The sequence below is a fragment of the Paraburkholderia piptadeniae genome, assembly GCF_900007165.1.
Taxonomy (GTDB): domain Bacteria; phylum Pseudomonadota; class Gammaproteobacteria; order Burkholderiales; family Burkholderiaceae; genus Paraburkholderia; species Paraburkholderia piptadeniae.
Genome location: NZ_CYGY02000043.1, coordinates 40,247 through 66,392 on the forward strand (window position 1 = coordinate 40,247; position 26,146 = coordinate 66,392).

At 63.8% G+C, this 26,146-nt stretch carries 20 protein-coding genes and 1 riboswitch; of the genes, 6 read left to right on the plus strand and 14 right to left on the minus strand.

Translation table 11 applies throughout. The annotated features are described in order from the left end of the window. Positions 1-34: 34 nt before the first annotated feature. Positions 35-232: a sulfur carrier protein ThiS gene (gene thiS / locus BN2476_RS22530; protein WP_087736383.1), complete on the minus strand. Its 198-nt coding sequence runs from the start codon at positions 230-232 to the stop codon at positions 35-37. 9 nt (positions 233-241) lie between these two features. Next, positions 242-1,402: an FAD-dependent oxidoreductase gene (locus tag BN2476_RS22535; protein ID WP_087736408.1), complete on the minus strand. Its 1,161-nt coding sequence runs from the start codon at positions 1,400-1,402 to the stop codon at positions 242-244. Positions 1,403-1,624: 222 nt separating this feature from the next. Then, positions 1,625-1,735, minus strand: a riboswitch (TPP riboswitch). Between the two features lie 329 nt (positions 1,736-2,064). Between BN2476_RS22535 and BN2476_RS22540 the strand changes: the two genes are divergently transcribed. Beyond that, complete coding sequence (locus tag BN2476_RS22540) at positions 2,065-3,798, plus strand: ABC transporter ATP-binding protein/permease (protein WP_087736384.1); 1,734 nt, start codon at positions 2,065-2,067, stop codon at positions 3,796-3,798. Between the two features lie 138 nt (positions 3,799-3,936). On the opposite strand, the gene thpR is transcribed toward BN2476_RS22540, so the two are convergent. The 4 genes from thpR to BN2476_RS22560 all read right to left on the minus strand — a co-directional run bounded on the left by thpR (position 3,937) and on the right by BN2476_RS22560 (position 12,140). Further along, positions 3,937-4,569 carry an RNA 2',3'-cyclic phosphodiesterase gene (gene thpR, locus BN2476_RS22545; protein ID WP_087736385.1) on the minus strand — a complete coding sequence of 211 codons (633 nt, stop codon included), beginning with the start codon at positions 4,567-4,569 and terminating at the stop codon, positions 3,937-3,939. Between the two features lie 258 nt (positions 4,570-4,827). Further along, positions 4,828-6,294 (minus strand): glutamate synthase subunit beta, encoded by a 1,467-nt coding sequence (locus tag BN2476_RS22550; protein ID WP_087736386.1) that lies wholly within the window; start codon positions 6,292-6,294, stop codon positions 4,828-4,830. Positions 6,295-6,408: 114 nt separating this feature from the next. After that, positions 6,409-11,112 carry a glutamate synthase-related protein gene (locus BN2476_RS22555; protein WP_087736387.1) on the minus strand — a complete coding sequence of 1,568 codons (4,704 nt, stop codon included), beginning with the start codon at positions 11,110-11,112 and terminating at the stop codon, positions 6,409-6,411. A gap of 320 nt (positions 11,113-11,432) precedes the next feature. After that, on the minus strand, positions 11,433-12,140 hold the full coding sequence (locus tag BN2476_RS22560) for a transposase (RefSeq protein ID WP_087736388.1): 708 nt from the start codon (positions 12,138-12,140) through the stop codon (positions 11,433-11,435). A 185-nt stretch (positions 12,141-12,325) separates the two neighbouring features. Between BN2476_RS22560 and BN2476_RS22565 the strand changes: the two genes are divergently transcribed. Then, the gene (locus tag BN2476_RS22565) at positions 12,326-13,048 is read left to right on the plus strand and encodes an OmpW/AlkL family protein (RefSeq protein ID WP_087736389.1); all 723 of its coding nucleotides are present in this window, start codon (positions 12,326-12,328) and stop codon (positions 13,046-13,048) included. A 376-nt stretch (positions 13,049-13,424) separates the two neighbouring features. After that, positions 13,425-13,808, plus strand: a complete 384-nt coding sequence (locus BN2476_RS22570) for an ElaB/YgaM/YqjD family protein (RefSeq protein WP_087736390.1) — start codon at positions 13,425-13,427, stop codon at positions 13,806-13,808. A gap of 321 nt (positions 13,809-14,129) precedes the next feature. Here BN2476_RS22570 and BN2476_RS22575 read toward each other — a convergent pair whose 3' ends face one another. The 7 genes from BN2476_RS22575 to pilM form a co-directional block, all read right to left on the minus strand. After that, entirely contained in the window at positions 14,130-15,323 is a 1,194-nt protein-coding gene (locus BN2476_RS22575; RefSeq protein ID WP_438942896.1) for a deoxyguanosinetriphosphate triphosphohydrolase, read from the minus strand. A gap of 81 nt (positions 15,324-15,404) precedes the next feature. Beyond that, a complete protein-coding gene (gene aroB, locus BN2476_RS22580) occupies positions 15,405-16,487 on the minus strand; it encodes a 3-dehydroquinate synthase (RefSeq protein WP_438942895.1) in 1,083 nt (360 codons plus the stop codon). A 16-nt stretch (positions 16,488-16,503) separates the two neighbouring features. Continuing rightward, positions 16,504-17,055, minus strand: a complete 552-nt coding sequence (locus BN2476_RS22585; protein WP_087736393.1) for a shikimate kinase — start codon at positions 17,053-17,055, stop codon at positions 16,504-16,506. Positions 17,056-17,193: 138 nt separating this feature from the next. Continuing rightward, the gene (locus BN2476_RS22590; RefSeq protein WP_087736394.1) at positions 17,194-18,819 is read right to left on the minus strand and encodes a type IV pilus secretin PilQ; all 1,626 of its coding nucleotides are present in this window, start codon (positions 18,817-18,819) and stop codon (positions 17,194-17,196) included. Further along, positions 18,816-19,730, minus strand: a complete 915-nt coding sequence (locus BN2476_RS22595; protein ID WP_087736395.1) for a hypothetical protein — start codon at positions 19,728-19,730, stop codon at positions 18,816-18,818. The genes BN2476_RS22590 and BN2476_RS22595 overlap by 4 nt, the downstream gene beginning before the upstream one ends. Beyond that, positions 19,727-20,350 (minus strand): PilN family protein, encoded by a 624-nt coding sequence (locus BN2476_RS22600; protein WP_087736396.1) that lies wholly within the window; start codon positions 20,348-20,350, stop codon positions 19,727-19,729. Before BN2476_RS22600 ends, BN2476_RS22595 begins: the two co-directional genes overlap by 4 nt. Further along, positions 20,347-21,303: a type IV pilus biogenesis protein PilM gene (gene pilM / locus BN2476_RS22605; protein ID WP_087736397.1), complete on the minus strand. Its 957-nt coding sequence runs from the start codon at positions 21,301-21,303 to the stop codon at positions 20,347-20,349. The genes BN2476_RS22600 and pilM overlap by 4 nt, the downstream gene beginning before the upstream one ends. 252 nt (positions 21,304-21,555) lie before the next feature. Between pilM and BN2476_RS22610 the strand changes: the two genes are divergently transcribed. Further along, entirely contained in the window at positions 21,556-23,943 is a 2,388-nt protein-coding gene (locus BN2476_RS22610; protein WP_087736398.1) for a penicillin-binding protein 1A, read from the plus strand. A 127-nt stretch (positions 23,944-24,070) separates the two neighbouring features. Here BN2476_RS22610 and cyaY read toward each other — a convergent pair whose 3' ends face one another. Continuing rightward, entirely contained in the window at positions 24,071-24,388 is a 318-nt protein-coding gene (gene cyaY / locus BN2476_RS22615) for an iron donor protein CyaY (protein ID WP_087736399.1), read from the minus strand. Between the two features lie 35 nt (positions 24,389-24,423). Between cyaY and lptM the strand changes: the two genes are divergently transcribed. Together lptM and lysA are read left to right on the plus strand one after the other, a co-directional pair. Beyond that, positions 24,424-24,765 carry an LPS translocon maturation chaperone LptM gene (lptM, locus tag BN2476_RS22620; RefSeq protein WP_087736400.1) on the plus strand — a complete coding sequence of 114 codons (342 nt, stop codon included), beginning with the start codon at positions 24,424-24,426 and terminating at the stop codon, positions 24,763-24,765. 9 nt (positions 24,766-24,774) lie between these two features. After that, positions 24,775-26,043 (plus strand): diaminopimelate decarboxylase, encoded by a 1,269-nt coding sequence (gene lysA / locus BN2476_RS22625; protein WP_087736401.1) that lies wholly within the window; start codon positions 24,775-24,777, stop codon positions 26,041-26,043. Positions 26,044-26,146: the final 103 nt, after the last annotated feature.

The window sequence follows — 26,146 nt, forward strand, 5'->3', positions numbered from 1 at the left end:
CTTTTGTCACTTGCGGCAGGCGGCGCCTCGCCCGTCAGCCGCCCGCGACGGGATGCACGACGTCGAGCTTGTCGCCTGCCTGCAAGGCGCGCGCGGCATGCTGCGCACGCGCGACGAAATTGCCGTTCAGCGCGACGGCGAACGGCGGCCGCGCGCCGAAAGCGTTGAGCGCGTCGGCGACCGTCGCGCCCTCGGGCAGCGACAGCGGCTTGTGGTTGATCTGGATATCCATGTCTTTCGTTCAAACGTTGAGAGTAGCGGCCGGGCGGGCGTCGCCACGGATGTGCCCGCGATCCAGCTGGAACAGCTCCCTCCAGCGCGCATTGTTCCGCCAGTCGGCGAAGGCGTCTTCATCGGCGACGCGGCCATCCAGCAGCGCCGACGCGAAGCGCACCGCTTCGCCCGCGACTTCGGGCACGATCATGTAGCCGTGCCGGTACAGCCCGTTCACGCGCAGCGTGCTCGCACCGTCCCACATCAGGGCGGGACGATGATCGGGCAGCGTCGGCCGGCACTGCGAATTCAGTTCGAGAATGCGCGCCTCGCCGAAAGCCGGGTGGACGGAAAACGCCGCGCTCAGCAGTTCTAGTGCCGAGCGCACGCTGACGGGCGACATGTCCTCGCCCTCCACTTCCGTCGCGCCGATCACGTACAGATCGTTCTCCTTCGGCGCGATATAGAGCGGATAGCGCGGATGCAGCAGCCGCACCGGGCGTGTCAGGCCGATGCCGGGCGCGTGCACGCGCGCGACCTCGCCGCGAATGCCGCGCAGCGTCGGCATGACGGGCTTCGCGCCGAGCCCGCGGCAATCGATCGTGATGCGCGCGGCCGGCAATGCGTTGTCGTCGACGGACGTATTCCAGTGCGTCTCGACGCCGCGCGCCGCTAGACCCGCCGCGAGCGCCGCCAGCAGTTGACGGTTGTCAAGCTGTCCCTCGTGCGGCAACAGCCAGCCCTGATTGAAACGGCCGCCGAGCGCCGGTTCGGCCGCGCCGACCTGAGCACCCGCCAGCGCCACGAGGCCGCCGTCGAGCAGTTCGGCGGGCGCGTTCGCGCGCAGGCGGCGCTCGAACAGCGGCGCTTCGGCGCGATCGCTGTGGTGCCACACGATCAGCGAGCCGTTGCGCTGGAAAAAGACCCGCTCGGGCAACTGATCGAGCAACGTCGGCCACGTTTCCAGCGACGCCGCGCCCAGCCGCGTAATCAGCAGTTCGGCGCTGGCCGCCTCGGCGAGCGGCGCGAGCATGGCCGCCGCGACCCACGCGGCCGCCTGCGAGCCCGACACGTCGCCGCGCTCGTACAGCGCGACACGATGCCCGTCGCCCGCGAGTTGCCATGCGACGAGACGCCCGCACAGCCCGCCGCCGATCACGGCGAAATCCGGTTGAGCAGAGATCGTCATCACGCGGCTCCCCGGCGCGCCGCAAACGGCACGCGCATGACGAAGCGACCGGCAGAAGCCGGGCCAACGAAGCAAATAACTGAACAATGAGCGGTCATCGAATCCTTTCCGTACGGCAGACGTGCGCACGTACCCAAGGACGAAACCGGCGGGCGAGGCCGGCCGGGCATGGACGCTCACCGTTGAACGGGAGCGCGGCCCGGCGGAAGGAGCACTTCCAGGAAAAACTTCCCGAAAACTTCCCGCGCCGGTATTACCCGGATCGGGTGCGAAGGGTCTCTCTCAGCCTCGCTGCAACGACTGCTTGCGCACGAAGCACCCCTGTTTCGTCCGGACCATTAGACCATAAAAGCCGCGCGCGCCGCAAACCCGGAAGGAACGCAATCGGCCGGGGCTTATTTTCGAAATGCCGTGGCCTTCGCCGGGTCTGGCACAATGGCACGCGTCAATGCGGACGGAACCACGCCGCGCTGTCAGGCCACTGCCCGGCTACGGGCGGCGAACTCGCGGCGCTGCGCATCGTCTGCTTAAGTTCAGATTAAGCCGCTGCCGGGACAATCGCCGCCCGAGCCGCAACGCGACGAGGCATAGGGCGCGCAGCACGAAACCGCACCACGAAGGCACCGCGCCGCCACTCGCGACGACCGTTTGAAAGGACGCATATGGCCAACAACTCGACCAGCTCCGCGGACATCACCGCGTGGGGTCTCATCAAGCCCTACTGGGTGTCCGAGGACAAATGGAAAGCGTGGGGACTTCTCGCGCTCGTCATTGCGATGAACATGACGATGGTCGCGGCCAACGTCTGGTTCAACACCTGGCAGCGCACGTTCTTCGACGCGATCCAGCAATACAACTACCCCGTCTTCAAGTATTCGCTTCTTCAGTTCACCGTCATCGCGCTCGCGCTGATCCTGCTCGGCTCGTACCGCACGTACTTCCGCCAGATGCTCGAATTCCGCTGGCGGCAATGGCTCACGAACCGCTATCTGAACGAATGGCTCGGCGACCGCGCGTACTACCGGATCGAGCGCGACAGTCTCGCCGACAACCCCGACCAGCGTGTGTCCGCCGACCTGCAAGGGCTGGCCAGCACGACGCTGAATCTGTCGCTCGGCCTGCTGTCGACCACGGTCACGCTGTTCTCGTTCATCGTGATCCTGTGGAACCTGTCGGGCGCGCTGTCGTTCAACATCCTCGGCACGCAGATGTCGATCCCCGGCTACATGGTGTGGGTCGCGCTGATCTACGCGGCGCTCGGCTCGTGGGTCACGCACAAGGTCAACCACCCGCTTGTGTCGATCAACTACCAGCAGCAGCGCGTCGAGGCGGACTTCCGTTTCTCGCTGATCCGCATCCGCGAGAACGCCGACCAGATCGCGCTGTACCAGGGCGAGCCGTCGGAAGAGCGCGCGCTCAAAGGCGTGTTCGGTCATATCCGCGATAACTGGCGTCTCATCATGCGCTTCACGCGGCGCTTCAACATCGTCGTCATCAGCTATTCGCAGTTGGCCATCGTTTTTCCATACATCGCGGCCGCCCCGAAGTATTTTTCGAAGAGCATCTCGTTCGGTGTCTACCAGCAGCTGACGGGTGCGTTCGGTACGGTCAGCGATTCGTTTTCGTGGTTCATCAACAATTACGATTCGCTCGCCGAATGGCGCGCCACCGTCAACCGTCTGCGGGAATTCAATCGCGTGATGCGCTCGCAGCATCTGCATGAATCGGTGGTCGAAGGCACCGCGCACGGTGGCATCAACATTCACCTCACCGACACCGACTCGCTCGACGTGACGGACCTGCGCCTGCTGCGCCCGAACGGCGAAGCGATGGCGAACGTCGGCTCGTTCCGCATCGCGCCGAAGTCGCGCTGGCTCGTGCGCGGTCCGTCGGGCGCGGGCAAGAGCACGCTGATGCGCACGCTCGCGGGCTTGTGGCCGTTCGGCGAAGGCACGATCGAGATGCCCGCCGACGCGAAGCTGCTCTTCATTCCGCAGCGAAGCTATCTACCCATCGGCACGCTGAAGGCCGCTCTCTGCTATCCGTCGGAGGCGTCCGCGTTCTCCGATGAAGCGTGCCGCGAAGTGCTCACGGTCTGCCGCCTGTCCGAGTTCGCGGACCGGCTCGGCGAAGCGGCGCATTGGGAACGCTCGCTGTCGCCGGGTGAACAGCAGCGCCTCGCAGCCGCGCGCGCATTGCTGCAAAAGCCGGACTTCCTGTTCCTCGACGAAGCGACGAGCGCGCTCGACCCGGACAACGAAAGCATCGTCTACAACGCGCTGATCGAGCGTCTGCCGAATGCGGCGATCATCAGCGTCGCGCATCGCAAGACGCTCGAAACGTTCCATGATCAGACGCTGTTCGTCGAGCGCGCCGTCGAGCGCGTGGCCGCATGAGCGACGCGCCGTTCGATCGCGTGGTGCTCGTCACGGACACGCGGCGCAAGCCGGACATCAATCTCGACGGGCTGACGCTGGCACGCTATCGCGCTTGATGCACGACGCACGGCGGCCCGCGCCGCGCGTCGTGCATAGTCATGCGTAGACGACAGGCACGCTCGCCAGCGACCGATACCGCGCGCCGTTGCGGGCCAATGTGCTCGAATAAAGTATCAGCGAATCGAAACGCGCCATCAGTTCGCCTTGCAACTCGGTTGCGGGACCGACGGCCGCTGCGTCGTGCCGGAATCGCGCGAGTGTCACGTGCGGCCGGAACGTGCGCGCATCGACGGGCAGGCCGAGTGCGATCATCGACGAGCGCACGCGCCAGTCCAGCGCGACAAACTCATCGGACATCGCGAGCGTCGCGACCGTCAGACGCGGATGCGAGGCGCGCGGCCAATGCTCGATCTTCGTGACAGGCGTGAGCTGCAGCGGCACCGTCTCGCGCGTCAGTGCGTCGATCAGCGCCGCGCTTTTCTCGTGCGGCAGCATGCCGATGAATGTCACGGTCAGATGCAGTTGTTCGTAAGGGACGCGACGCGCCGTCGACGGAACGGCAATCGACGTGAGCGCATCGCGTGTCGCGGCATCCGGCACCAGCGCGATGAAGCAGCGCTGATAGTCCTGCTGCGCGTCCTGTTCGGCCGGCACGCCGTTCGCGGACGCATTGTCGAATGCCGTGTCTGCGCTTTCCTCTGGATCAGGCTGCGGATCGGTGCGTTGCATCGTTCTGTCTCCGTACGCTTTCCCGCTCATCGACACATTATCGCCTGACGCAAGGAAAAAACCGGGTCGCTCTTGCGAGCGCCCGGTTTTGTCCTGCTTCTACTGCTGTGCGGTACGGTTTAACGCGTCCGCGTCTGTCTCCACTTCCTCTGTCGACCGGAGTTGGCGCTTTAGCGCCTTACTCCGGTCCCACGCAGAGCGCATTTGGAGTAGCGAACCGCGCGATGCATGCCGCGCGGCCACGCCCGAGCGCGAAACTTAACGCGGCAGCTCCGAGTGCCCCATCAGGTACGCATCGACGGAGCGCGCGCACTGGCGGCCTTCGCGGATCGCCCACACGACGAGCGACTGGCCACGGCGCATGTCGCCTGCCGTGAACACCTTGTCGACGGACGTGTAATAGGCCTTGTCCCCCTCCGTCGACGCGCGCACGTTGCCGCGCGCATCCTTGTCGACGCCGAACGCCTCCAGCACGGGCGAAACCGGCTGCGTGAAGCCCATCGCGAGCAGCACGAGATCGGCCTTCATTTCGAACTCGGAGCCCGGCACTTCCTGCATCTTGCCGTCCTTCCATTCGACGCGCGCCGCGATCAGCTTCTCGACCTTGCCGTTCTTGCCTTCAAAGCGCTTCGTGGCGACGGCCCAGTCGCGCTCGCAGCCTTCCTCATGCGACGACGACGTGCGCAGCTTCACCGGCCAGTACGGCCACACGAGCGGCTTGTTTTCCTCCTCCGGCGGTTGCGGCAACAGCTCGAACTGCGTGACGTCCTTCGCACCGTGACGGTTCGACGTGCCGACGCAGTCCGAACCCGTATCGCCGCCGCCAATCACGACGACATGCTTGCCCTTCGCGAGCAGTTGATCGGCCACCTTGTCGCCCGCGTTGACCTTGTTCTGCTGCGGCAGAAACTCCATCGCGTAGTGAATGCCCGCGAGTTCGCGGCCCGGCACGGGCAGATCACGCGGCGTTTCCGAACCGCCCGTCAGGATCACGGCGTCGAACTGTTCCTTCAGCTGGTCCGGCGTGATGGTTTCCTTCGCGGTGTTGCCGATGTGCGCCGGAATCGGGTCCTTGCCGACGAACACGTTCGCGCGGAACGTCACGCCTTCGGCTTCCATCTGGCGCATGCGGCGGTCGATCAGCCACTTCTCCAGCTTGAAATCGGGGATGCCATAACGCAGCAGGCCGCCGATGCGGTCGTTCTTCTCGAACACCGTCACGTCATGGCCGGCGCGCGCGAGTTGTTGTGCGGCGGCGAGACCCGCGGGTCCCGAACCGACGACCGCGATCTTCTTGCCCGTCTTGTGCTTTGGCGGCTGCGGCGCGACCCAGCCTTCGGCCCATGCCTTGTCGATGATCGCGTGCTCGATCGACTTGATGCCGACCGGGTCGTCGTTGATGCCGAGCGTGCACGCCGCTTCGCACGGCGCCGGGCAGATGCGGCCCGTGAACTCGGGGAAGTTGTTCGTCGAGTGCAGGACTTCGATCGCGTTCTTCCAGTCCTGGCGGAACACCAGATCGTTGAAGTCCGGGATGATGTTGTTCACCGGGCAGCCGTTGTTGCAGAACGGGATGCCGCAGTCCATGCAACGTGCACCTTGAATCTTCGCTTCGTCGTCGGTCAGCGCCGAGACGAATTCCTTGTAGTGCTTCACACGCGTAAGCGGTGCTTCGTACGCCTCGTGGCGGCGTTCGAACTCGAGAAAACCGGTTGCCTTGCCCATGTGGTTCTCTATGTCTATCTGAATCGGTGAGGGGATCGGCGCCCGCCGCCTGCGTTTCGTTCGCAAGCGGCGGGTGCGCTTCGTTATGTCGTCAGTGGCTTTATCAGGAAACGATCAGGCCGCGAGCACTTCCTTGCTGGCCTTCTTCGCGCCCATTTCGCCCAGCGCGCGCTTGTATTCGGTCGGGAACACCTTCACGAACTGACGGCGCGACGCATCCCAGTTTTCGAGCAGCGCCTTTGCGCGCGGCGAGCCGGTGAACTGGAAGTGACGTTCGATGAGCCCCTTGAGCAGCGCTTCGTCGGTCTGGCCCGTGTGCCACAGCGCCTTGTCGACCGTGCGTTCCTGTTCGGCCTGTTGCAGCACCGGCTCAAGCGCGACCATCGACTTGTTGCACTTCGCGGCGAACGTGCCGTCCGGGTCGTACATGTAAGCGATGCCGCCCGACATGCCCGCTGCGAAGTTGCGGCCCGTCTCGCCGAGCACGATGACCGTGCCACCCGTCATGTATTCGCAGCCGTGATCGCCCGTGCCTTCGACGACGGCCGTCGCGCCCGAGTTACGCACGCAGAAGCGCTCGCCCGCGACGCCGCGGAAGAACGATTCGCCTTCGATTGCGCCGTACATCACCGTGTTGCCGATGATGATGTTCTCTTCGGACTTGCCGCGGAAATCGTTGGTCGGACGCACGATGATGCGGCCGCCCGACAGGCCCTTGCCGACGTAGTCGTTGCCGTCGCCGACGAGATCGAGCGTGACGCCCTTCGCGAGGAACGCGCCGAAGCTCTGGCCCGCCGTGCCCTTCAACTGGATGTGCACCGTGTCGTCGGGCAGACCGTCGTGGCCGTACTTCTTCGCGATCGTGCCCGACAGCATCGCGCCGACCGTACGGTTCACGTTGCGCACCGGCTGGATGAACGACACATGCTCGCCCTTCTCGATCGCGGCCTTCGCCTTTTCGATCAGCGTGTGATCGAGCGCGCGGTCCAGACCGTGATCCTGCGATTCGACGTGCAGACGCGCAACGCTCGCCGGAACGCTTGGCTGGTAGAACACGCGCGAGAAGTCGAGACCCTTCGCCTTCCAGTGCTCGATGCCCTTCTTCATATCGAGGAATTCGCTGTGGCCGATCAGGTCGTCGAACTTGCGCACGCCCAGTTGCGCCATGATTTCGCGCACTTCTTCGGCGATGAAGAAGAAGAAGTTCACGACGTGTTCCGGCTGGCCCTGGAATTTCGCGCGCAGCACGGGGTCTTGCGTCGCGACGCCGACCGGGCACGTGTTCAGGTGGCACTTGCGCATCATGATGCAGCCTTCGACGACGAGCGGCGCCGTCGCAAAGCCGAATTCGTCCGCGCCGAGCAGCGCGCCGATCACGACGTCGCGGCCCGTCTTCATCTGGCCGTCGGCCTGCACGCGGATGCGGCCGCGCAACTGGTTCAGCACCAGCGTTTGCTGCGTTTCCGCGAGGCCCAGTTCCCACGGCGTGCCTGCGTGCTTGATCGACGACAGCGGCGATGCACCCGTGCCGCCATCATGGCCCGCGATCACGACGTGATCGGCCTTCGCCTTCGCGACACCCGCAGCGACCGTGCCGACGCCCACTTCCGACACGAGCTTCACCGAAATGCTCGCCGACGAGTTCGCGTTCTTCAGATCATGAATGAGCTGCGCGAGGTCTTCGATCGAGTAGATGTCGTGGTGCGGCGGCGGCGAAATGAGGCCGACGCCCGGCACCGAGTAACGCAGCTTGCCGATGTACTCGGACACCTTATGGCCCGGCAACTGGCCGCCTTCGCCCGGCTTCGCGCCTTGCGCCATCTTGATCTGGATCTGGTCCGCCGACGCGAGGTATTCCGCCGTCACGCCGAAACGGCCCGACGCAACCTGCTTGATCTTCGAGCGCAGCGAATCGCCGTCCTTCAGCGGGATGTCGACGATCACCTCGTCGCCGAGGACGGTCTTCATCGTGTCGCCGTTCTTGATCGGGATGCCGCGCAGTTCGTTGCGGTAGCGGTTCTCGTCCTCGCCGCCTTCACCCGTGTTCGACTTGCCGCCGATACGGTTCATCGCGACGGCCAATGTGGCGTGCGCTTCCGTCGAGATCGAGCCGAGCGACATCGCGCCCGTCGCAAAGCGCTTGACGATTTCCTTCGCCGGTTCGACTTCGTCGAGCGGAATCGCCTTCGACGGATCGACCTTGAATTCGAACAGGCCGCGGAACGTCATGTGACGCTTCGTCTGATCGTTGATCAGATGCGCGTATTCCTTGTACGTCTGATACGAGTTGCTGCGCGCCGAGTGTTGAAGCTTCGCGATCGCATCGGGCGTCCACATATGGTCTTCGCCGCGCACGCGGTATGCGTACTCGCCGCCCGCGTCGAGCATGTTCGCGAGAACGGGGCTCTCGCCGAACGCTTCGCGATGCAGGCGAATCGCTTCGTCAGCCACTTCGAAGAGACCAATGCCGCCGACCTTCGACGCCGTGCCCTTGAAGTACTTGTTCACGAGATCTTCGGCGAGACCGACCGCTTCAAAAATCTGCGCACCCGTGTACGACATGTACGTCGAGATGCCCATCTTCGACATGACCTTCTGAAGGCCCTTGCCGACTGCCTTCGTGAAGTTGTAGACGGCCTTTTCCGCCGACAGGTCGCCCTTCATGCCCGCTGCCAGCTGCGCGAGCGTTTCCATCGCGAGATACGGATGCACGGCTTCCGCGCCGTAGCCCGCGAGCAGCGCGAAGTGGTGCGTCTCACGCGCCGAGCCCGTCTCGACGACGAGGCCCGTGCTCGTGCGCAGACCTTGCTGCACGAGGTGCGTATGGATTGCGGACGTGGCGAGCAGGGCCGGAATCGCGACGTTGTCGCGGTCCGTCTTGCGATCCGACACGATCAGCATGTTGTAGCCGGACTTGACGGCGTCGACGGCTTCCGCGCACAGCGACGCGAGGCGCGCTTCGATCCCTTCCTTGCCCCAGCCGACGGGATAGCAGATGTTCAGCTCGTACGAACTGAATTTGCCGCCCGTGTACTGATCGATTGCGCGGATCTTCGCGATGTCCTTGAAGTCGAGCACCGGCTGCGACACTTCGAGACGCATTGGCGGGTTGATGTTGTTCGTGTCGAGCAGGTTCGGCTTCGGACCGACGAACGACACCAGCGACATCACCATGTTTTCGCGGATGGGGTCGATCGGCGGGTTCGTGACTTGCGCGAACAGCTGCTTGAAGTAGTGATAGAGCGTCTTGTTCTTGTTGGACATGACGGCGAGCGGCGAGTCGTTGCCCATCGAGCCGACGGCTTCCTCGCCTGCCTGCGCCATCGGCGCCATCAGGAACTTGAGGTCTTCCTGCGTGTAGCCGAACGCCTGTTGGCGGTCGAGCAGCGCAGCCGCTTCGCGGCGCTCCGTGACGACGTCTTCCGCGCTCGGCTCTATTTCGTCGAGCTTGATGCGCACGGCGTCGATCCAGCTCTTGTACGGCTTCGCGTTCGCCAGGTTGTCCTTCAGTTCCTTGTCGTCGATGATGCGGCCGTGCTCCATGTCGATCAGGAACATCTTGCCCGGCTGCAGGCGCCACTTCTTGACGATTTTCGATTCGGCAATCGGCAGCACGCCCGCTTCCGACGCCATGATCACGAGATCGTCGTCGGTGATGATGTAGCGCGCCGGACGCAGGCCGTTACGATCGAGCGTCGCGCCGATCTGGCGGCCGTCAGTGAATGCGATCGCAGCGGGGCCGTCCCACGGCTCCATCATCGCGGCGTGATATTCGTAGAACGCGCGGCGGTTGTCGTCCATCAGCGTGTGCTGTTCCCACGCTTCCGGAATCATCATCATCACCGCGTGGACGAGCGGGTAGCCGGCCATCACGAGCAGTTCGAGACAGTTGTCGAACGATGCCGTATCCGACTGACCCGGATAGATCAGCGGCCACAGCTTCGGCAGGTCGTCGCCGAGCACGTGCGACGCGATCGCGCCCGTACGCGCGTTCAGCCAGTTGACGTTACCCTTCACCGTGTTGATCTCGCCGTTGTGGGCGATCATCCGGTACGGGTGAGCCAGCTCCCACGCCGGGAACGTGTTGGTCGAGAAGCGCTGGTGCACGAGCGCCAGCGCCGACACGACGCGCTCGTCCTGCAGGTCGCGGTAGTACACGCCGACCTGGCCCGCCAGCAGCAGGCCCTTGTAGACGACCGTGCGCGCCGACATCGACGGCACGAAGTATTCCTTGCCGTGCTTGAGCTTGAGCGCCTGAATGCGGTGGCTCGCCGTCTTGCGGATTACATACAGCTTCCGCTCGAGCGCGTCCGTCACCATGATGTCCTTGCCGCGACCGATGAAGATCTGGCGGATCAGCGGCTCGCTCGCCTTGACGGTCGGCGAAATCGGCATGTTGTGATCGACGGGCACGTCGCGCCAGCCGAGCACGACCTGGCCTTCGGCCTTCACCGTGCGCTCCAGCTCCTGTTCGCACGCGAGACGCGATGCGTGCTCCTTCGGCAGGAAGATCATGCCGACGCCGTATTCGCCAGCGGGCGGCAGCGTTACGCCCTGCTTCGCCATTTCCTCGCGGTAGAACGCATCCGGAATCTGGATCAGGATGCCCGCGCCGTCGCCCATCAGCGGATCGGCGCCGACGGCGCCCCGGTGATCGAGGTTCTCGAGAATCTTCAGGCCTTGCTGGATGATCTCGTGGCTCTTTTTGCCCTTGATATGTGCAACAAAGCCGACGCCGCATGCGTCGTGCTCGTTCTGCGGGTCGTAAAGACCCTGCGCGGCGGGAACCGTGGAAATCGGCTGCTGGTGGTCGTTCATGGGGACACCGTCTGTCAGGGGCCGTGGGGGCCGTTAATCCATTTTGTTGTTGCCCGCAGTTTCAACCTCAACTGCGCGGGCGGCCGCTTGTCGTGTGACTGCGCGATATTGCAGTTGCACATTCGGACGCCGGAAGTCGAAATATACGCGACGAATCAAAGGAATAGCAAACAAAATCTGATGTTCAGGCCCCTATTATCAATGTGGTGCATTTTTCATCAAATTAATTGGCTCCACATCAAAAAAGGGCAAAAGAAAACGGCATTCGCGGATGCCGTTCGCTTTCTCTTGTTGCCTACAAACCCTTGATCAAAAAGGCTTTATTGTGTTTGCGGCGTCTCCCGGACCTTGCGCGGCCGGCCTCGCGGCAGCGGCGACACGCGCCGGTTCGCCGCCCGCGCTGCCCACTCGCGATACGAGTCGCTGCCGAGCACCCATCCCTTCAGCGTGGCCTGCTGAAGCTGGCTCGCTTCGCGTTCGTCGAGCGGCTGCTCGCACAGTTCGCGATAAGCGCGCTGACGTTCGAACGGCGTATTCCCGAGCGACCAGTACAGACGATGGTCGGTGATGAGACTGTCCAGGGTCAGCCCGATGTGATGCCGATAACTGGACCATCGATAGTCCTCGGGCGAGCTCACGAGCTGATTGCGCACCGGCGACATCTCGACGACGCGGCTCGCGAGCAGGAAGTACTTCTCGCCTTCGATGACCGTCGCGCGATAACGGCCTTCCCACAACGTGCCGCGTCGCGAGTAACGACGGTTGAAATGCGCGACGTAGCGCCGGCCGACTGCCTGCATCGCTTTAGGCAAGCTCGATTCGTCGGTGGGCGTGACGAGCAGTTGCACCGCGCCTGGCATCAGCGCGTATGCATGAACGGACAGATGGTGATCGCGCGAAGCCGCCTTCAGGCAATCGATGAACAGTTCGTAATCCTGGTCGTCGACGAATGCGGGCTGCTGGTCGAGTCCGCGCAGGATCACGTGCTGCGGCTGGTCGGGGACATAAAGACGTGCAAGCCGTGCCATGCTGGATTATCCAAAGTCGCGTTGGTACATACCCGAAGGTCCGAAAAACTGCGCCGGCGCGACCTCACGCGCCGTACGGGTCTGCCGGAAACGGCATAAAGCCCAGGCAGAACGCTCTAACCGGCGCCATGGTTTGTTTGAAACGTTGTGGTCATAATTAGCGGGCCTTTTTTGGAGGAGCACAAATGAAATTAAAACAGGCCTTGGGGATCGCGACGCTTGCTTGCATGACTACCGCAGCGCACGCGCAATCGGCCGGCAGTATCTACGTTACAACCGGGTGGTTCCACCTTGCGCCGCAGTCCAGCAGTCAGCCGTTGAGAGAGACAAACGTCGGCGGTTCGCCCGTCAACGTTACGATACCCAACTCCGGCGCCTCGCTCGGCGATGGCGACACCCTTGGTTTCACGGCCGGCTATTTCATTACCGACCACATCGCCACCCAGTTCGACATCGGCATTCCGCCGCAATTCGATCTGAAAGGCACAGGCGCATTCGCGCAGTACGGCAAGATCGGCTCGGCCAAACAATGGAGCCCGACACTGCTGCTGAAGTACTACTTCAATCAGCCGCAAGCGAAGTTCCGTCCGTATCTCGGCATCGGCGTGAGCCGCATCTGGTTCACCGACGAACACATCACGAACGGCACTTTCCAGAACAACGTCCTGCATGGTCCGACCACGGTGACCACGGATAGTTCGTGGGAGCCCGTGTTTAATGCCGGCTTCACGTACGCGTTCACCGATCACTGGTTCGCCGGCTTCTCGATTTCGTACCTGCCGCTCAGCACGACAGCCAAGCTGAACACCACGGCAAGCACACCCGTCGGCCCACTGACCGTGCAATCGCAAACGAAGATCCGTCTGAACCCGATCGTCACGTACGTGAGCCTCGGATACCGCTTCTAACACAACAGGTTAGTCGAGATTTTCGGGCTTGAACAACGCCGTCGCGTTAAACCGTGACGGCGTTCTGCTTTCAATCCCATCACGATACTCGTATGGACGTGCCTTCGTCTCCGGCGTATCGCGACATCGTTTCCGCCACTTGCGACCTTGCCCTGCTCGCCCGCGCGACTCGTTGTAAATTTGACTGACGCGCGAAGACTTCCGACGCAATTTCTGCCGCATGCCTCGCGCATCATCTGACGCAAAACGCGTCGTCGATGCATGTTAGGGCGCACGTTGTAGAGCCTCGCGCCAGGCGGGCATCGAAGTTGCGTCAAGGGAGTCTTCCCGCGCTGTGTTGCGGGCATGTTGAACCACCCTCATCGACGGAGCGACCATGACAGCACTACCTAATACGCGAGATGCCATCGGCGAATCCTTGACAACGACGGGTCGTCGCGCGCGCCGCATAGCGCGCCATAGCCGGCATGCCGCTGAAGACATTGCTAGTGAACTGCGCAGACTGATGACGGAACTCGAGAACTCGCTCGGCGACGGCACGCAGGCGGATGCCGAGGCCATCAAGACGCAATTCCGCAAACGCCTCGACGATGCGCGCTCACGCCTGAACGACACACGCGACGCGATGCGCGACCGCGCGCAAGTAGCGTTTCACGATGCCGACGAATACGTGCACGAAAACCCATGGCGCACGATTGCGCTCGTCGGCGGCGTCGCGTTGATCGCGGGAGCGCTCATCGCACGAGGCGGCATGCGTTGATGTACGTGCGGAGCGCGTGCTGATGTGCCGACTGAACGGACCTGGTTGAACGGTCAGGCGATTGGATCGGCTGGACATCGGATCGCTGTAAAGGACAGGACGCCATGCACAACCGCGCGCCAGCGCGCGGTTGTGCATGCGCGCGTGCGCGTGTTGTCGTGATCCGTCGTGATCGCGCGTCTGCGTCTTCACACAGGTGCGATGGACGTTGCACGGCGCACGGACCGTTTTGCGCGCGACGGTGAGCGTGAGAGGTCTTGCGTCACATCCACGGCGGACACGGGTTGAGCATCGCTTGTGAAACGCGGCACACATATGACATCAATTACCGTCGACGACGAAGAGCCGCTGGTATTCCTTCAACGCGTAACGATCCGTCATCCCCGCGATGTAATGCGCGATCAGTCGCGGCTGCTTCGCCGCGTCCGCTGTCTGGTAATCCGGCGGCAACAACTGGTGGTCGTCGATGAACGCATCGAACAGACCGATGATCACACGCCGCGCCTTGCTCGCCATGCGCATCACCCGATAGTGCCGATACAGGTTTTTGAACAGAAACTGCTTGAGCGCCGTGGCCTGCGCGGCGACGGCTGCGCTATGCGCGACGAGCGGCGGCGAACGTCGCACATCGTCGAGCGACGACGGCGCATGGCGCGCGATGTTGCGCGTCGTCGTGTCGATCAGATCGACGATCAGCGTGTTGATGATGCGGCGAACCGTCTCGTGAACCAGCCTGCGCCCTTCGATATGCGGATAGTCGTGACGCGCCGCCTCGTAATGCGTGCGCCACAGCTCGACTTCGGCTAGCTGGTCGATGGTGAGCAATCCCGAGCGCAGACCGTCGTCCACGTCGTGATTGTTGTACGCGATTTCATCTGCGAGATTTGCGATCTGCGCTTCGATCGACGGCTGGCGTCCTTGCAGAAAACGCTCGCCTAGTTCGCCCAGACGCCGCGCGTTTTCGCGCGAGCAATGCTTGAGGATGCCTTCGCGCGTTTCGAAGCACAGATTCAGGCCATCGAATGCGCCGTAGTGCTCTTCGAGATCGTCGACAACGGCAAGGCTCTGCAGATTGTGCTCGAAGCCGCCGTACTCACGCATGCATTCGTTGAGCGCGTCCTGTCCCGCGTGGCCAAACGGCGTGTGTCCGAGATCGTGTGCAAGAGAGATCGCTTCGACGAGGTCCTCGTTCACGCGCAGATTGCGCGCAACGGAACGCGCGATCTGCGCGACTTCGAGACTGTGCGTGAGCCGCGTGCGAAACAGATCGCCCTCGTGATTCACGAACACCTGCGTCTTGTATTCGAGCCGCCGGAAAGCCGTGGAGTGAACGATGCGATCGCGATCGCGCTGGAACTCGGTGCGCGCGCTCGGCGGCGGTTCGTAATGGCGCCGGCCGCGCGACTGCGAAGAGTGCGCGGCGTAAGGCGCGAGATGCGCTTCGAGCGCGGCGATGGTGGGCAACGACGCGGCGCCCGTGGAGGGCGCCCCCGATACGTCACTTGATCCGATCAGATTGTCGCTGCGTGTTTCACTCACCGATGTCTCCGAATCAGAAGCGACGTCCTCATGCCGTTGCGCTGGCTGCGCGTCGTGTCAGTCGCCGACGCTGGCGTCGAGCGTCCGTAGCACGGCGTCGTCTGGTGCGCGCGTAATCAGTGTGTCGCCGAAACGCTTCAGCAGGATGAACTTGATTTCGCCCGCTTCCGCTTTCTTGTCGACGCGCATCAGGTCGACATAACGCGACGCGCCGAGCTCGGGAGCCTGAGTCGGAAGATGCGCGGCCTTGATGACGGCAACGAGTCGCTCGCGCGCGGCTTCGTCCAGATGACCGAGCCGCACCGACAGATCGGCCGCCATCACCATTCCGCAGCCGACTGCTTCGCCGTGCAGCCATTCGCCGTAGCCGAGGCCCGCCTCGATCGCATGACCGAACGTGTGGCCGAAATTGAGGATCGCGCGCAGACCGCCTTCGCGTTCGTCGGCAGCCACGACGGACGCCTTGATCTCGCACGAACGCTTGACGGCTTCCGCGAGCGCCTGCGGCTCGCAACGGTTGAGCGCTTCGACGTTCGCCTCGATCCACTCGAAGAACGCTGCGTCGGCGATTGCGCCTGTCTTGATGACTTCCGCGATGCCAGCCGCGAGTTCGCGCGCGGGCAGCGTGCGCAGCGCGCCGATATCGGCGATCACCGCTTGCGGCTGGTAGAACGCGCCGATCATGTTCTTGCCGAGCGGATGATTGATGCCCGTCTTGCCGCCCACCGACGAATCGACCTGCGACAGCAGCGTGGTCGGCACCTGGATGAACGGCACGCCGCGCATATAGCAGGCTGCGGCGAAACCTGTCATGTCGCCGATCACGCCGCCGCCGAGCGCGATCAGCGTGGTCTTGCGATCGGCGCGCGCGCCGAGCAGCGCGTCGAAAATCAGATTCAGCGTTTCCCAGTTCTTGTGCGCTTCGCCGTCGGGCAGCACGACCGTCGTCACGTCCTTGCCGAGCGGCGCGAGCGCCTTGCGCAACGCGTCGCCGTACAGCGGATCGACAGTCGTATTGGTGACGATGGCGATGGACGCGCCGCGAATATGCGGTGCAAACAGTTCGGTCTTGCCGATCAGATCGGCGCCAATGTGGATCGGATAGGCGCGCTCGCCCAGTTCGACGTTGACGGTAATCATGGAGGTCATCTCGTTATTATGACGCAGGAGACTTGGCGACGCCCGCCATCTCGAGCTGCATCAGCACCATGTTGACGAGCCCGTTGACCGACGGACGGCCCGTTTCGATCACGAAATCGGCGCATTCGCGATAGAGCGGATCGCGGACTTCGTAGAGCGCCTCGAGGCGTCCTTTCGGGTCCTCGGTCTGCAAGAGCGGCCGGTTCTTGTCACGGCGCGTGCGCAGCCACAGGTCGTGCGGATTTGCGCGCAGATAGACGACGATGCCGTGCTGGCGCAGCGCTTCGCGGTTTTCAGCGCGCAGCACCGCGCCGCCGCCTGTCGCGAGGACGATGTTTTCGCGGCCGGTAAGCTCGGCGATAACTTGCGCCTCGCGGTCGCGAAAGCCCGCTTCGCCTTCCAGTTCGAAGATCACGGGGATGCGCGCGCCCGTGCGCGCCTCGATTTCGTGGTCGGAATCGAAGAACGGGCGATCCAGCCGGCGCGCCACGGCCCGGCCCACGGTGGTCTTGCCCGCCCCCATGAGCCCTACGAAAAAAACGTTGGCGTGTGCATCCCGCGCTTGCAACTTATCCTCTGGCTAATCCGGTGTAGTTCGTGCGGCAGCTTACTGGCAAAGCGCCTGCCTTGTCGAGCCTGATGGCCCGCTCGCTTGCGCCCCGCCCTGCGTTCGGCCCCCGCCCATGGCGCCTTGCCCGGCGATCCGTCAATTCGTCTGCACAACCCTCGGCGTGATGAAAACGACGAGCTCGCTGGTCAGATCGCGATGAGCGCGGTGACGGAAAAATGCGCCCAGAAGCGGTATTTTGCCCAGGAGCGGCACGCGCGTCACATCATCGCGGTCGTCGGCCTCGTAGATTCCGCCGATCGACACCGTCCCGCCGTCCTCCACCTCGACGCGCGTCTGCACGTGCTTGGTGTTGATCGCGGGCCCGGACGCCGTCTGCTCGCCGACGCTGTCCTTCGCGACATCGAGATCCAGCACGACCCGGCCGTCAGGCGTGATTTGCGGCTCGACCTCCAGTTTGAGGCTCGCGCGTCGAAACTGCACGCCCGACACGCCTTGCCCGACTTTCGCCTGGTACGGCAGCTCCGTGCCCTGCTCGACGATGGCTTTCATCCGGTCCGCCGTCACCACGCGCGGGCTCGACACGATCTGGCCGCGCCCTTGCGCTTCGAGCGCGCTCAACTCGATGTTCAGAAGCCGCGTCGCTTGCGCGGCAAAAAGCGTCAGGCCGGCCGTAGCCGCGTCGAAGCCCGAAATCGGCCGCGCCGACAGATCGAAGACCGCACCGTCCTTTCCGCCGACCAGACCCGTCGCCTTGCCGTCCTCGCTCGCGGCTGCCAGCGACAGCTTCACGCCGAGATTGCGCGAAAAGCCCCTCTCTGCTTCGACGATCCGGGCTTCGATCAGCACCTGGCGCGTCGGCCGGTCGAGCGACGCGACCAGCTCGGCGATCTGCACGAGGCGCGCTTCGAGATCGGTGACGAACAGCAGATTGGTGCGCGCGTCGGCCATCGCGGCGCCGCGCTTCGACAGCACGCGCTGATTGCCCGATGCCGTCAGCAGCTTGCGCAGTTCGTCGGCATGCGCGTAGTGCAGTTCGAACGTGCGGCTCGCGAGCGGTTCGAGTTCGGCTGCGCGCGCGTGCGCTTCGAAACGCTGACGCTCGCGCGCGGCGAGTTCCGACAGCGGCGCGACCCAGATCACCTTCCCGCGCTGTTCCATCGCGAGGCCGTTGACGTCGAGCAGCGTATCGAACGCGGTGCGCCATGGCACGTTGTCCAGATGCAGCGTGACCGTGCCGTGGGCCTTTTCACTCGCGACGATGCTGAGGCCTGTGAATCGCGCGAACGCGCCGAGCACGGCGCCCAACTCGGCGTGCTGAAAGTGCAGCGTGATCGGCCGGTCGTCGGGCAGCGCGGCGGACGCGCTCGTGCTCAGACGAGCAGCGGGTGCGAGCGGGACGGGCGGACCTTCGAGCGCTTCATGCCGTGCTTCCTGCTGATCTTGCCGTGTTTCTTTTTGTGCCTCGCTTTCTGTCTTGCGCCGAGGTTCGGCGTCATCGCGTGCGGCAGAAAGCGCTTGCCCGAACTCGAGCGGCGGCGTCTTCGCATCGGCTGTCGATGCGCCATCGTCGTCCGCTGCATCGAGCACGAACGGATTCGCGACGTCCGTCGTGATCACGCGCGGCAACGGCGGCATGCCGGCGGGCGCGATCGCGTCATCGAACGGCATGTTCGAGGGAAGCGGCGGCAACGCTGCGCGCGCCGCCATCGCGACGCAGGACATACAGGCGAGAAGCCATCGCAGGTTGTGCGGGCGCATCATTCGACGGCCTCCGCAAGCGTGAGCGAATGCATGCTGCCATCGCGCTTCGCAAACGTGAGCGCGTCGGCATCGACATGCGTGACGCGCTCGTCGCCCCACTGCTGCCCGCTTTCGAGCGTCTCAGCGCCATCGCCCGTTTCGATCAGCGCGAGTCCGCGCATGCGGTCGGCCAGCAATCCGACGAGCCGCATCGATGCCGGCGCGTCCTCCGATGCCGGTGCGAAAGTCGGCGGTTGGAACGGATCGTAGAACACGATTTCTTCGTCGGGATCGAATGCGTCGGGATCGTTGCGCACGCTTGAGCGCGCGGCGTTCGGCACGGGATGAATCGCGTTGAACGAATGCAACGTCGCGCTCATCGACAATGCAGCGCCCTGGCGCTTGAGCGTAAGTTCGTCGGGCACGACGAGCACAGGCAGGCTCGACAGTCCTTCGAGAAAATCGACGGCGTGATCGAAGTCAGCCTGCGCTGTCACGTGTAGCGGACGCATCGCGTCGAGCCCACCGCCCGCCACCGCGCCCGGCTCGATTTTCAGCAGCGTCACGTCGCTGCGCGCCGCGAGCTGAGAGATGACCCGCACGTCGTCTGCGGAGGTCCATCCAGCCGGCACGTGCGCGACAGGCGTAGCACGCCGCAACGCCGGGAGTTGTGCAACAGCGGCTTGCGCTTCGCTCAATTTTCGCTGCGCGACCGACAAGGCTTCACTGCTTGTCTGCGCGCCGCTCATATCCGCGGCGATCCACGCGTTCGCGCCGAGCGCGAACACGGCAACAGCAATCGACAGTGCAACAAGGCACCGCCGCCGCGCGCTCCATGCTTCGAGCGGCACGCGCAGGCGCTCGGCAATTGCGTCGCCCAACGGCAAGCGCTTAAACGGCACGCCGATACGGCCGACCGTGGTTGTGTTCATTTCTCACCTCTCGTTTTTTGATGAGCCGCTGCGGACGCTTTAGGCTTCTCAGGTGGCCCGTCCCACTTCAGATTCGCCGTGAGCTCGATGGCAGCGGACGAATCGGTTGCGCTTGCAGTTCGATGCAAATCGCTGAGACTGGCGTCCTTCACGCCTCTCAAAGCGGCAAGCCGGTTCAACCACGCCGACGCCGCCGCGTGATCCGTCGACACAGCAAGCATTTCCGTATCGCGCCCACGCTGCATCAACTGCTTGACGACGACGGCTTCGGACGGCTCTCGACTCAACGCATCGAGCAGATCGAGCAAATGGACGAGCGGCTCGGAAAGCGTCGCGGCGCGCTCGTTCTGCAAGCGCTCATTGCTGGCTTCGCCTGTCAGACGCGCATGTTCGGCAAGCGGCGACGCAAGCGTCGCGAGCTTCCGGTCTAGCACCGCACGCTGTCTGTCGATGCTCGTTCGCTCGAATGCCTGCCAGCCCACCAGCATCGCAACAGCAACGCAACCGCAAAGCGCCGCCGCAGTCCATTCGACATAGCGGCGTCTGCGCGCGAGCCGTGCATCGCGCTGCCGGTGCGGCAACAGGTTGAAACCGCCTGCTTTGATTCGCACCGCCGTCATTGCGCGATGCCGCGCAACGCAAGCCCGAACGCGACCGCCAAAGAAGGCTCGTGCAGCAAGTCCGAAGACGGGATCGCGTTACCGCCGCTGAACGACGAACAATCGAACGGCAACACGGAGCAGCCCAGCACATCGCCGATGTCGGCGAGCGAAAAGCACACGCCTTCGAGCAAGTCGATCTCGCCTCCGACCAGCGCGCACACATTCAGATTGTTTTCCGCGAGATCGCGTAACGCGTCGGCGATACACGAGAACTCGGGCGACGGATAGCGGATTTCCTCCGCGACCGTTTCACCGTCGATGCGCCAGCCGTAGACGCCATCGCTGCCGATCCAGATCGCGGCGTACGGCTCGTTCAGTTCGAGTTCGAATGTCGCGGCATGACGCAGCGCGCGCAGCGCCGCGTGCGGCTCCACGTCGACGGTCGTCAGCGTGATGTCCGCCATCGCCGCGCATTCGATGCGTGCTTCGAGATGCTCGCGCGCCGTCGCCGCAACCGCAATTTCACCGAGGCGCGGCGGCGTGTCCTCGACATACCAGTCGACAGCCAATGCATGACGCTCGATGCCCGCGATCCGCTCGGCTTCCATCATCACGATGGGCTCCACGGCCGCCCGCCGATGCTGGCCGTTCACGTGGCCGGCAGGCAGATGCGCGGTGAACGTCGCGGAGCCGGGAATCGCCATCGCGCAGCGCAACGCCTGTGACGTGCAATGCTGCGGCACATGCCCGAACACCGCGGCGAGCGTGCGCGCCACCGCCTGCCGGTCGACGATCTCCAGGCCCGCCATCGCGCCCGGCGCAAGCGGCTCCGACGCCATGCACTCGATGCGCACCGGCCCGCCCTTTCGCCCGCTGCAACTCAGCACCACGATCCTGACCACATGCGCACCCACATCGATGCCGACTGCGTGCCGCCGCATCGTCATCCGTAACGAGTCTTTCAACGTCATACCTTCCCCCTCGGACACAAACCAACTCTGAAGGCCCGCGTCATTCGAACGACACGAGCAACGGGAAGGATTCTGCGCAGCACGGCACGCCAGCGAAATTCGGCCGAATGGCTAATGGTCCGGCGAGCAATATCCAGCGACAATCAAACGAACTACAGTGTTCTCATAGTCGTGCGGTTGCGGCGGCCGTAAGCACGCCGAAAGCTGTCAGGTCGGGCGGCTATAATCGCGGGACCGTTTTTTGGTGTTCATATGCAATCCACGACTCCTACGTCTCCGGCACCGCCGAAGCGCAAACGTCCTCTCTGGCTCAAGATCATCCTCGGGTTTGTCGGGCTGATCTTCGCCGGCATCGTCTGTGTCATGCTCGTGCTGGGCTATGCGCTGGTCGTCGCGACGCCCAATCTCCCGTCGCTCGACGCGCTCACCGACTATCGCCCGAAAGTGCCGCTGCGCATCTACACCGCCGATCACGTGCTGATCGGCGAGTTCGGCGAGGAGCGGCGCGACATCGTGCACTTCCGCGACGTGCCGGACAATCTCAAGAAAGCCGTGCTCGCGATCGAGGACGCCCGCTTCTACGATCACGGCGGCGTCGACCTGACGGGCATCGCGCGCGCCGGCATTGTCGCGCTCACGAACGGCCACGCGACGCAGGGCGCGAGCACGATCACGATGCAGGTCGCGCGCAACTTCTTCCTTTCCAGCGAGAAGACCTACACGCGCAAGGTCTACGAGATGCTGCTCGCGTACAAGATCGAATCGAAGCTGAGCAAGGATCAGATTCTCGAGGTGTACATGAATCAGATCTATCTCGGCCAGCGCGCGTACGGTTTCGCGAGCGCCGCGCGCGTGTACTTCGGCAAGGACCTGAAAGACCTGTCGCTGGCCGAATGCGCGATGCTGGCCGGCCTGCCGAAGGCGCCGTCCGCGTACAACCCCGTCGTGAACCCGAAGCGCGCGAAGGTGCGCCAGGAGTACATCCTTCAACGGATGCTGGAACTGGGCTACATCACGGAGAATCAGTACGAAGTCGCGAGCCAGCAGCCGCTCATCGTGAAGGGCGCGGGCAAGGAGTTCAGCGTGCACGCGGAATACGTCGCGGAAATGGTGCGGCAGATGATGTACGCGCAATACCGCGAAGAGGCGTACACGCGCGGCCTGAACGTCGTGACGACGATCGATTCCGCTGATCAGGACGTCGCCTATCACGCGCTGCGCAAAGGTCTGATGGACTATGAGCGCCGTCACGGCTATCGCGGGCCGGAGGCGTTCATCGATCTGCCCACGGACGCGGGAGAACGCGAGCAGGCCATCGACGACGCGCTGCTCGAACACCCCGACAACGGCGAAATCATCGCGGCCGTGGTGACGTCGGCGAATCCGAAGCAGGTGCAGGCAACGCTGATCGACGGCAATGTCGTGACGATTCAAGGCGACGGACTGCGCTACGCGTCATTCGCGCTCAGTGCGCGCGCGCAGCCGAACCAGCGCGTGAGGCCCGGCGCGATCATCCGTATCGCCAAGAACGACGACGGCAACTGGTCGATCACGCAACTGCCGCAGATCGAAGGCGCGTTCATTTCCGTCGTGCCGCAGGACGGCGCGATCCGCGCGCTCGTCGGCGGCTTCGACTTCAACAAGAACAAGTTCAATCACGTTACGCAGGCGTGGCGTCAGCCGGGTTCGAGCTTCAAGCCGTTCATCTACTCGGCGTCGCTGGAAAAAGGTCTCGGGCCCGCGACCGTGATCAACGATGCGCCGCTCTTCTTCAGCGCCGCCGAAACGGGTGGTCAGGCGTGGGAGCCGAAGAACTACGGCGGCGGCTTCGACGGTCCGATGTCGATGCGCACGGCGCTGCAGAAATCGAAGAACCTCGTGTCGATCCGCATCCTCAATCACATCGGCACGAAGTACGCGCAGCAGTACATCACGCACTTTGGCTTCGACGCGGACCGTCATCCCGCCTATCTGCCGATGGCGCTCGGCGCGGGTCTCGTCACGCCGCTGCAGATGGCAGCCGGCTACTCGGTGTTCGCGAACGGCGGGTATCGCGTCAATCCGTATCTGATCGCGGAAGTCACCGATCAGCGAGGCGTCGTCGTCGCGCATGCGGAGCCGCTCGTCGCGGGCGGTAATGCGCCGCACGCGATCGAGCCGCGCAACGCATACGTGATGAACAGCCTGTTGACGAGCGTCGCGCAGCGCGGCACGGGCGCGAAGTCGAACGTGCTGAAGCGCACCGACCTCGCCGGCAAGACGGGCACCACCAACGATTCGCGCGACGCATGGTTCGCCGGCTATCAGCACACGTTGTGCGCGATCGCGTGGATGGGCTACGACAACCCGCGCAGCCTGGGCGACAAGGAAACGGGCGGCGGGCTCGCGCTTCCCGTGTGGATCGACTACATGGGCCGTGCGCTGAAGGGCGTGCCCGAGTACAAGATGCCGATGCCTGAAGACGTGGTCACGCTCGGCGACGAACTGTATTTCGACGACTTCACGCCGGGCAACGGCTTCGTGTCGACCGTCGGCGTGACGCTGCCACCGCCGGAAGCGAGCGGCGCGGCAAGCACTGCGCCCGCTCAGATCGGCGAGCAGGAAAAAGAGAACATCATGAACCTGTTCAAAGGTCACTAGGTCCGCTCACGCCTGATCGCTTGATCGCGTGAAAAACGAAGCCGCCGCGTGCTGAACGCGGCGGCTTTTTTCCTTCCGAATACGCGCATCGATCGGCAACGTGCGCGTCGATTTGAAAACGAGTGAGTTACGGCGCGATCCGTACCGGCTCGCCCGCCTGCTGCGTCGCGTATTCGGACAGCGAGGCGTAAAACTCGGTGCCGTTGCGCGTATCGCGCCACTCGCCGTCGACGTAACGGAAGTGATATCCGCCCGATTTCGCGGCGATCCAGATCTCCTGCATCGGCGGCTGAAGGTTCACGATGATCTTCGTGCCGTTCTCGAATTCGAGCGTCAATACGTTGCCGCTGCGCTCGAATTCGATATCGGCGTCGGCATCGTCGAGCGCGCGCTCGACGGCCGCGAGCACGGCCTCGGCACGGGCAAAGTATTCACTGTCGGACATGCTAAACTCCAACGATTAATTGTTCAGGGACAGTCATGCGAGTCGTTTTCCGGATGAGCGCAGCGGCAAATGATGTACTGGCGCCCCGCGGATGGCCCCGCGCGATTGTAGCGACTTTGGCTATTGTCGCAGGTGTCGCGCTCAGCGGCTGCGGACAACGCGGTTCACTCTATCTGCCGACCGTTCCGCCTCTTCCGGCCAAACCGACCGAACAGACCCAGACCTCGCCCGATGCAGCGAAACCCGGCGCCGAATCCGCTCAAGACTCCGTACCGGATACGTCGGGCACGCCGCTGTCCTTGTCGCCTGATACCGAACTGCGCACCGCGCCGAATGCGCCCGCCGAACCGGCGTCGGGTGCATCTGAAGCTCAATAAGACTGTCGCATGACTCAATCTGCCTTCGCCTATGTCGACGGCGTGCTGCACGCTGAAGGCGTGTCCGCCGTATCGCTTGCCGAGCAATTCGGCACGCCGCTCTATGTCTACTCGCGCGCGGCGCTCAGCGCTGCGTGGCACGCGTACGCCGACGCGTGCGTCGGCCGGCGCGCCACCGTGCACGTCGCCGTGAAGGCGAACAGCAACCTCGCCGTGCTCAATCTGTTCGCACGCATGGGCGCGGGCTTCGACATCGTGTCGGGCGGCGAACTGGCGCGCGTGCTCGCTGCGGGCGGCAAAGCGGAAAACACCGTGTTTTCCGGCGTCGGCAAGAGCGTCGCGGAAATGCGCGAAGCGCTCGCGGCAGGCGTGAAGTGCTTCAACGTCGAATCGATTCCCGAACTCGACCGCCTGAATGCCGTCGCGGGCGAAACGGGCAAGAAGGCACCCGTGTCGCTGCGCGTGAATCCCGATGTCGACGCGAAAACGCATCCGTATATCTCGACGGGCCTCAAGTCGAACAAGTTCGGCGTCGCGTTCGACGACGCGCGCGCCACGTATCGCGCGGCCGCCGGGATGAAGAATCTGGAAGTGGTCGGCATCGACTGCCATATCGGTTCGCAGATCACGGAAGTCGCGCCGTATCTCGATGCCGTCGACAAGCTGCTCGAACTCGTCGACCAGATCGAAGCAGACGGCGTGAAGATCCGGCATATCGACGTGGGCGGCGGACTCGGCATCACATACGACGACGAAACGCCGCCTGATATCGGCGACTTCGTGCGCACGCTGCTCGACCGGATCGACGCGCGCGGGCACGGTCATCGCGAAGTGTATTTCGAGCCGGGCCGCTCGCTCGTCGGCAACGCGGGCGTGCTGCTCACGCGCGTCGAGTTCCTGAAGCCGGGCGTCGAAAAGAACTTTGCGATCGTCGACGCGGCGATGAACGATCTCGCGCGTCCCGCGATGTACGAGGCTTATCACGCGATCGAACCCGTCGTGCAACGTGACGGCGACAAGCATCTGTACGACGTCGTCGGTCCTGTGTGCGAAAGCGGCGACTGGCTCGGACGCGAGCGTGAACTGGGCGTGGAGCCGGGTGATCTGCTCGCGATCCGTTCGGCAGGCGCCTATGGCTTCACGATGAGCTCGAACTACAACACGCGTGCGCGCGCCGCCGAAGTGATGGTCGACGGCGACAAGGCCTACGTCGTGCGCCAGCGCGAAGAAGTGAAGGAACTGTTCGCGGGCGAATCGGTTCTGCCGGATCGAAGCTGAACGCTTCGAACGCTCAACAAAAAAGGCGATGCGCTAAAAACGCATCGCCTTTTTTGTTGCCCTCTCCAGCCTCAAGCGAAGAGCTAGCCCGAAGTTCCAGTAG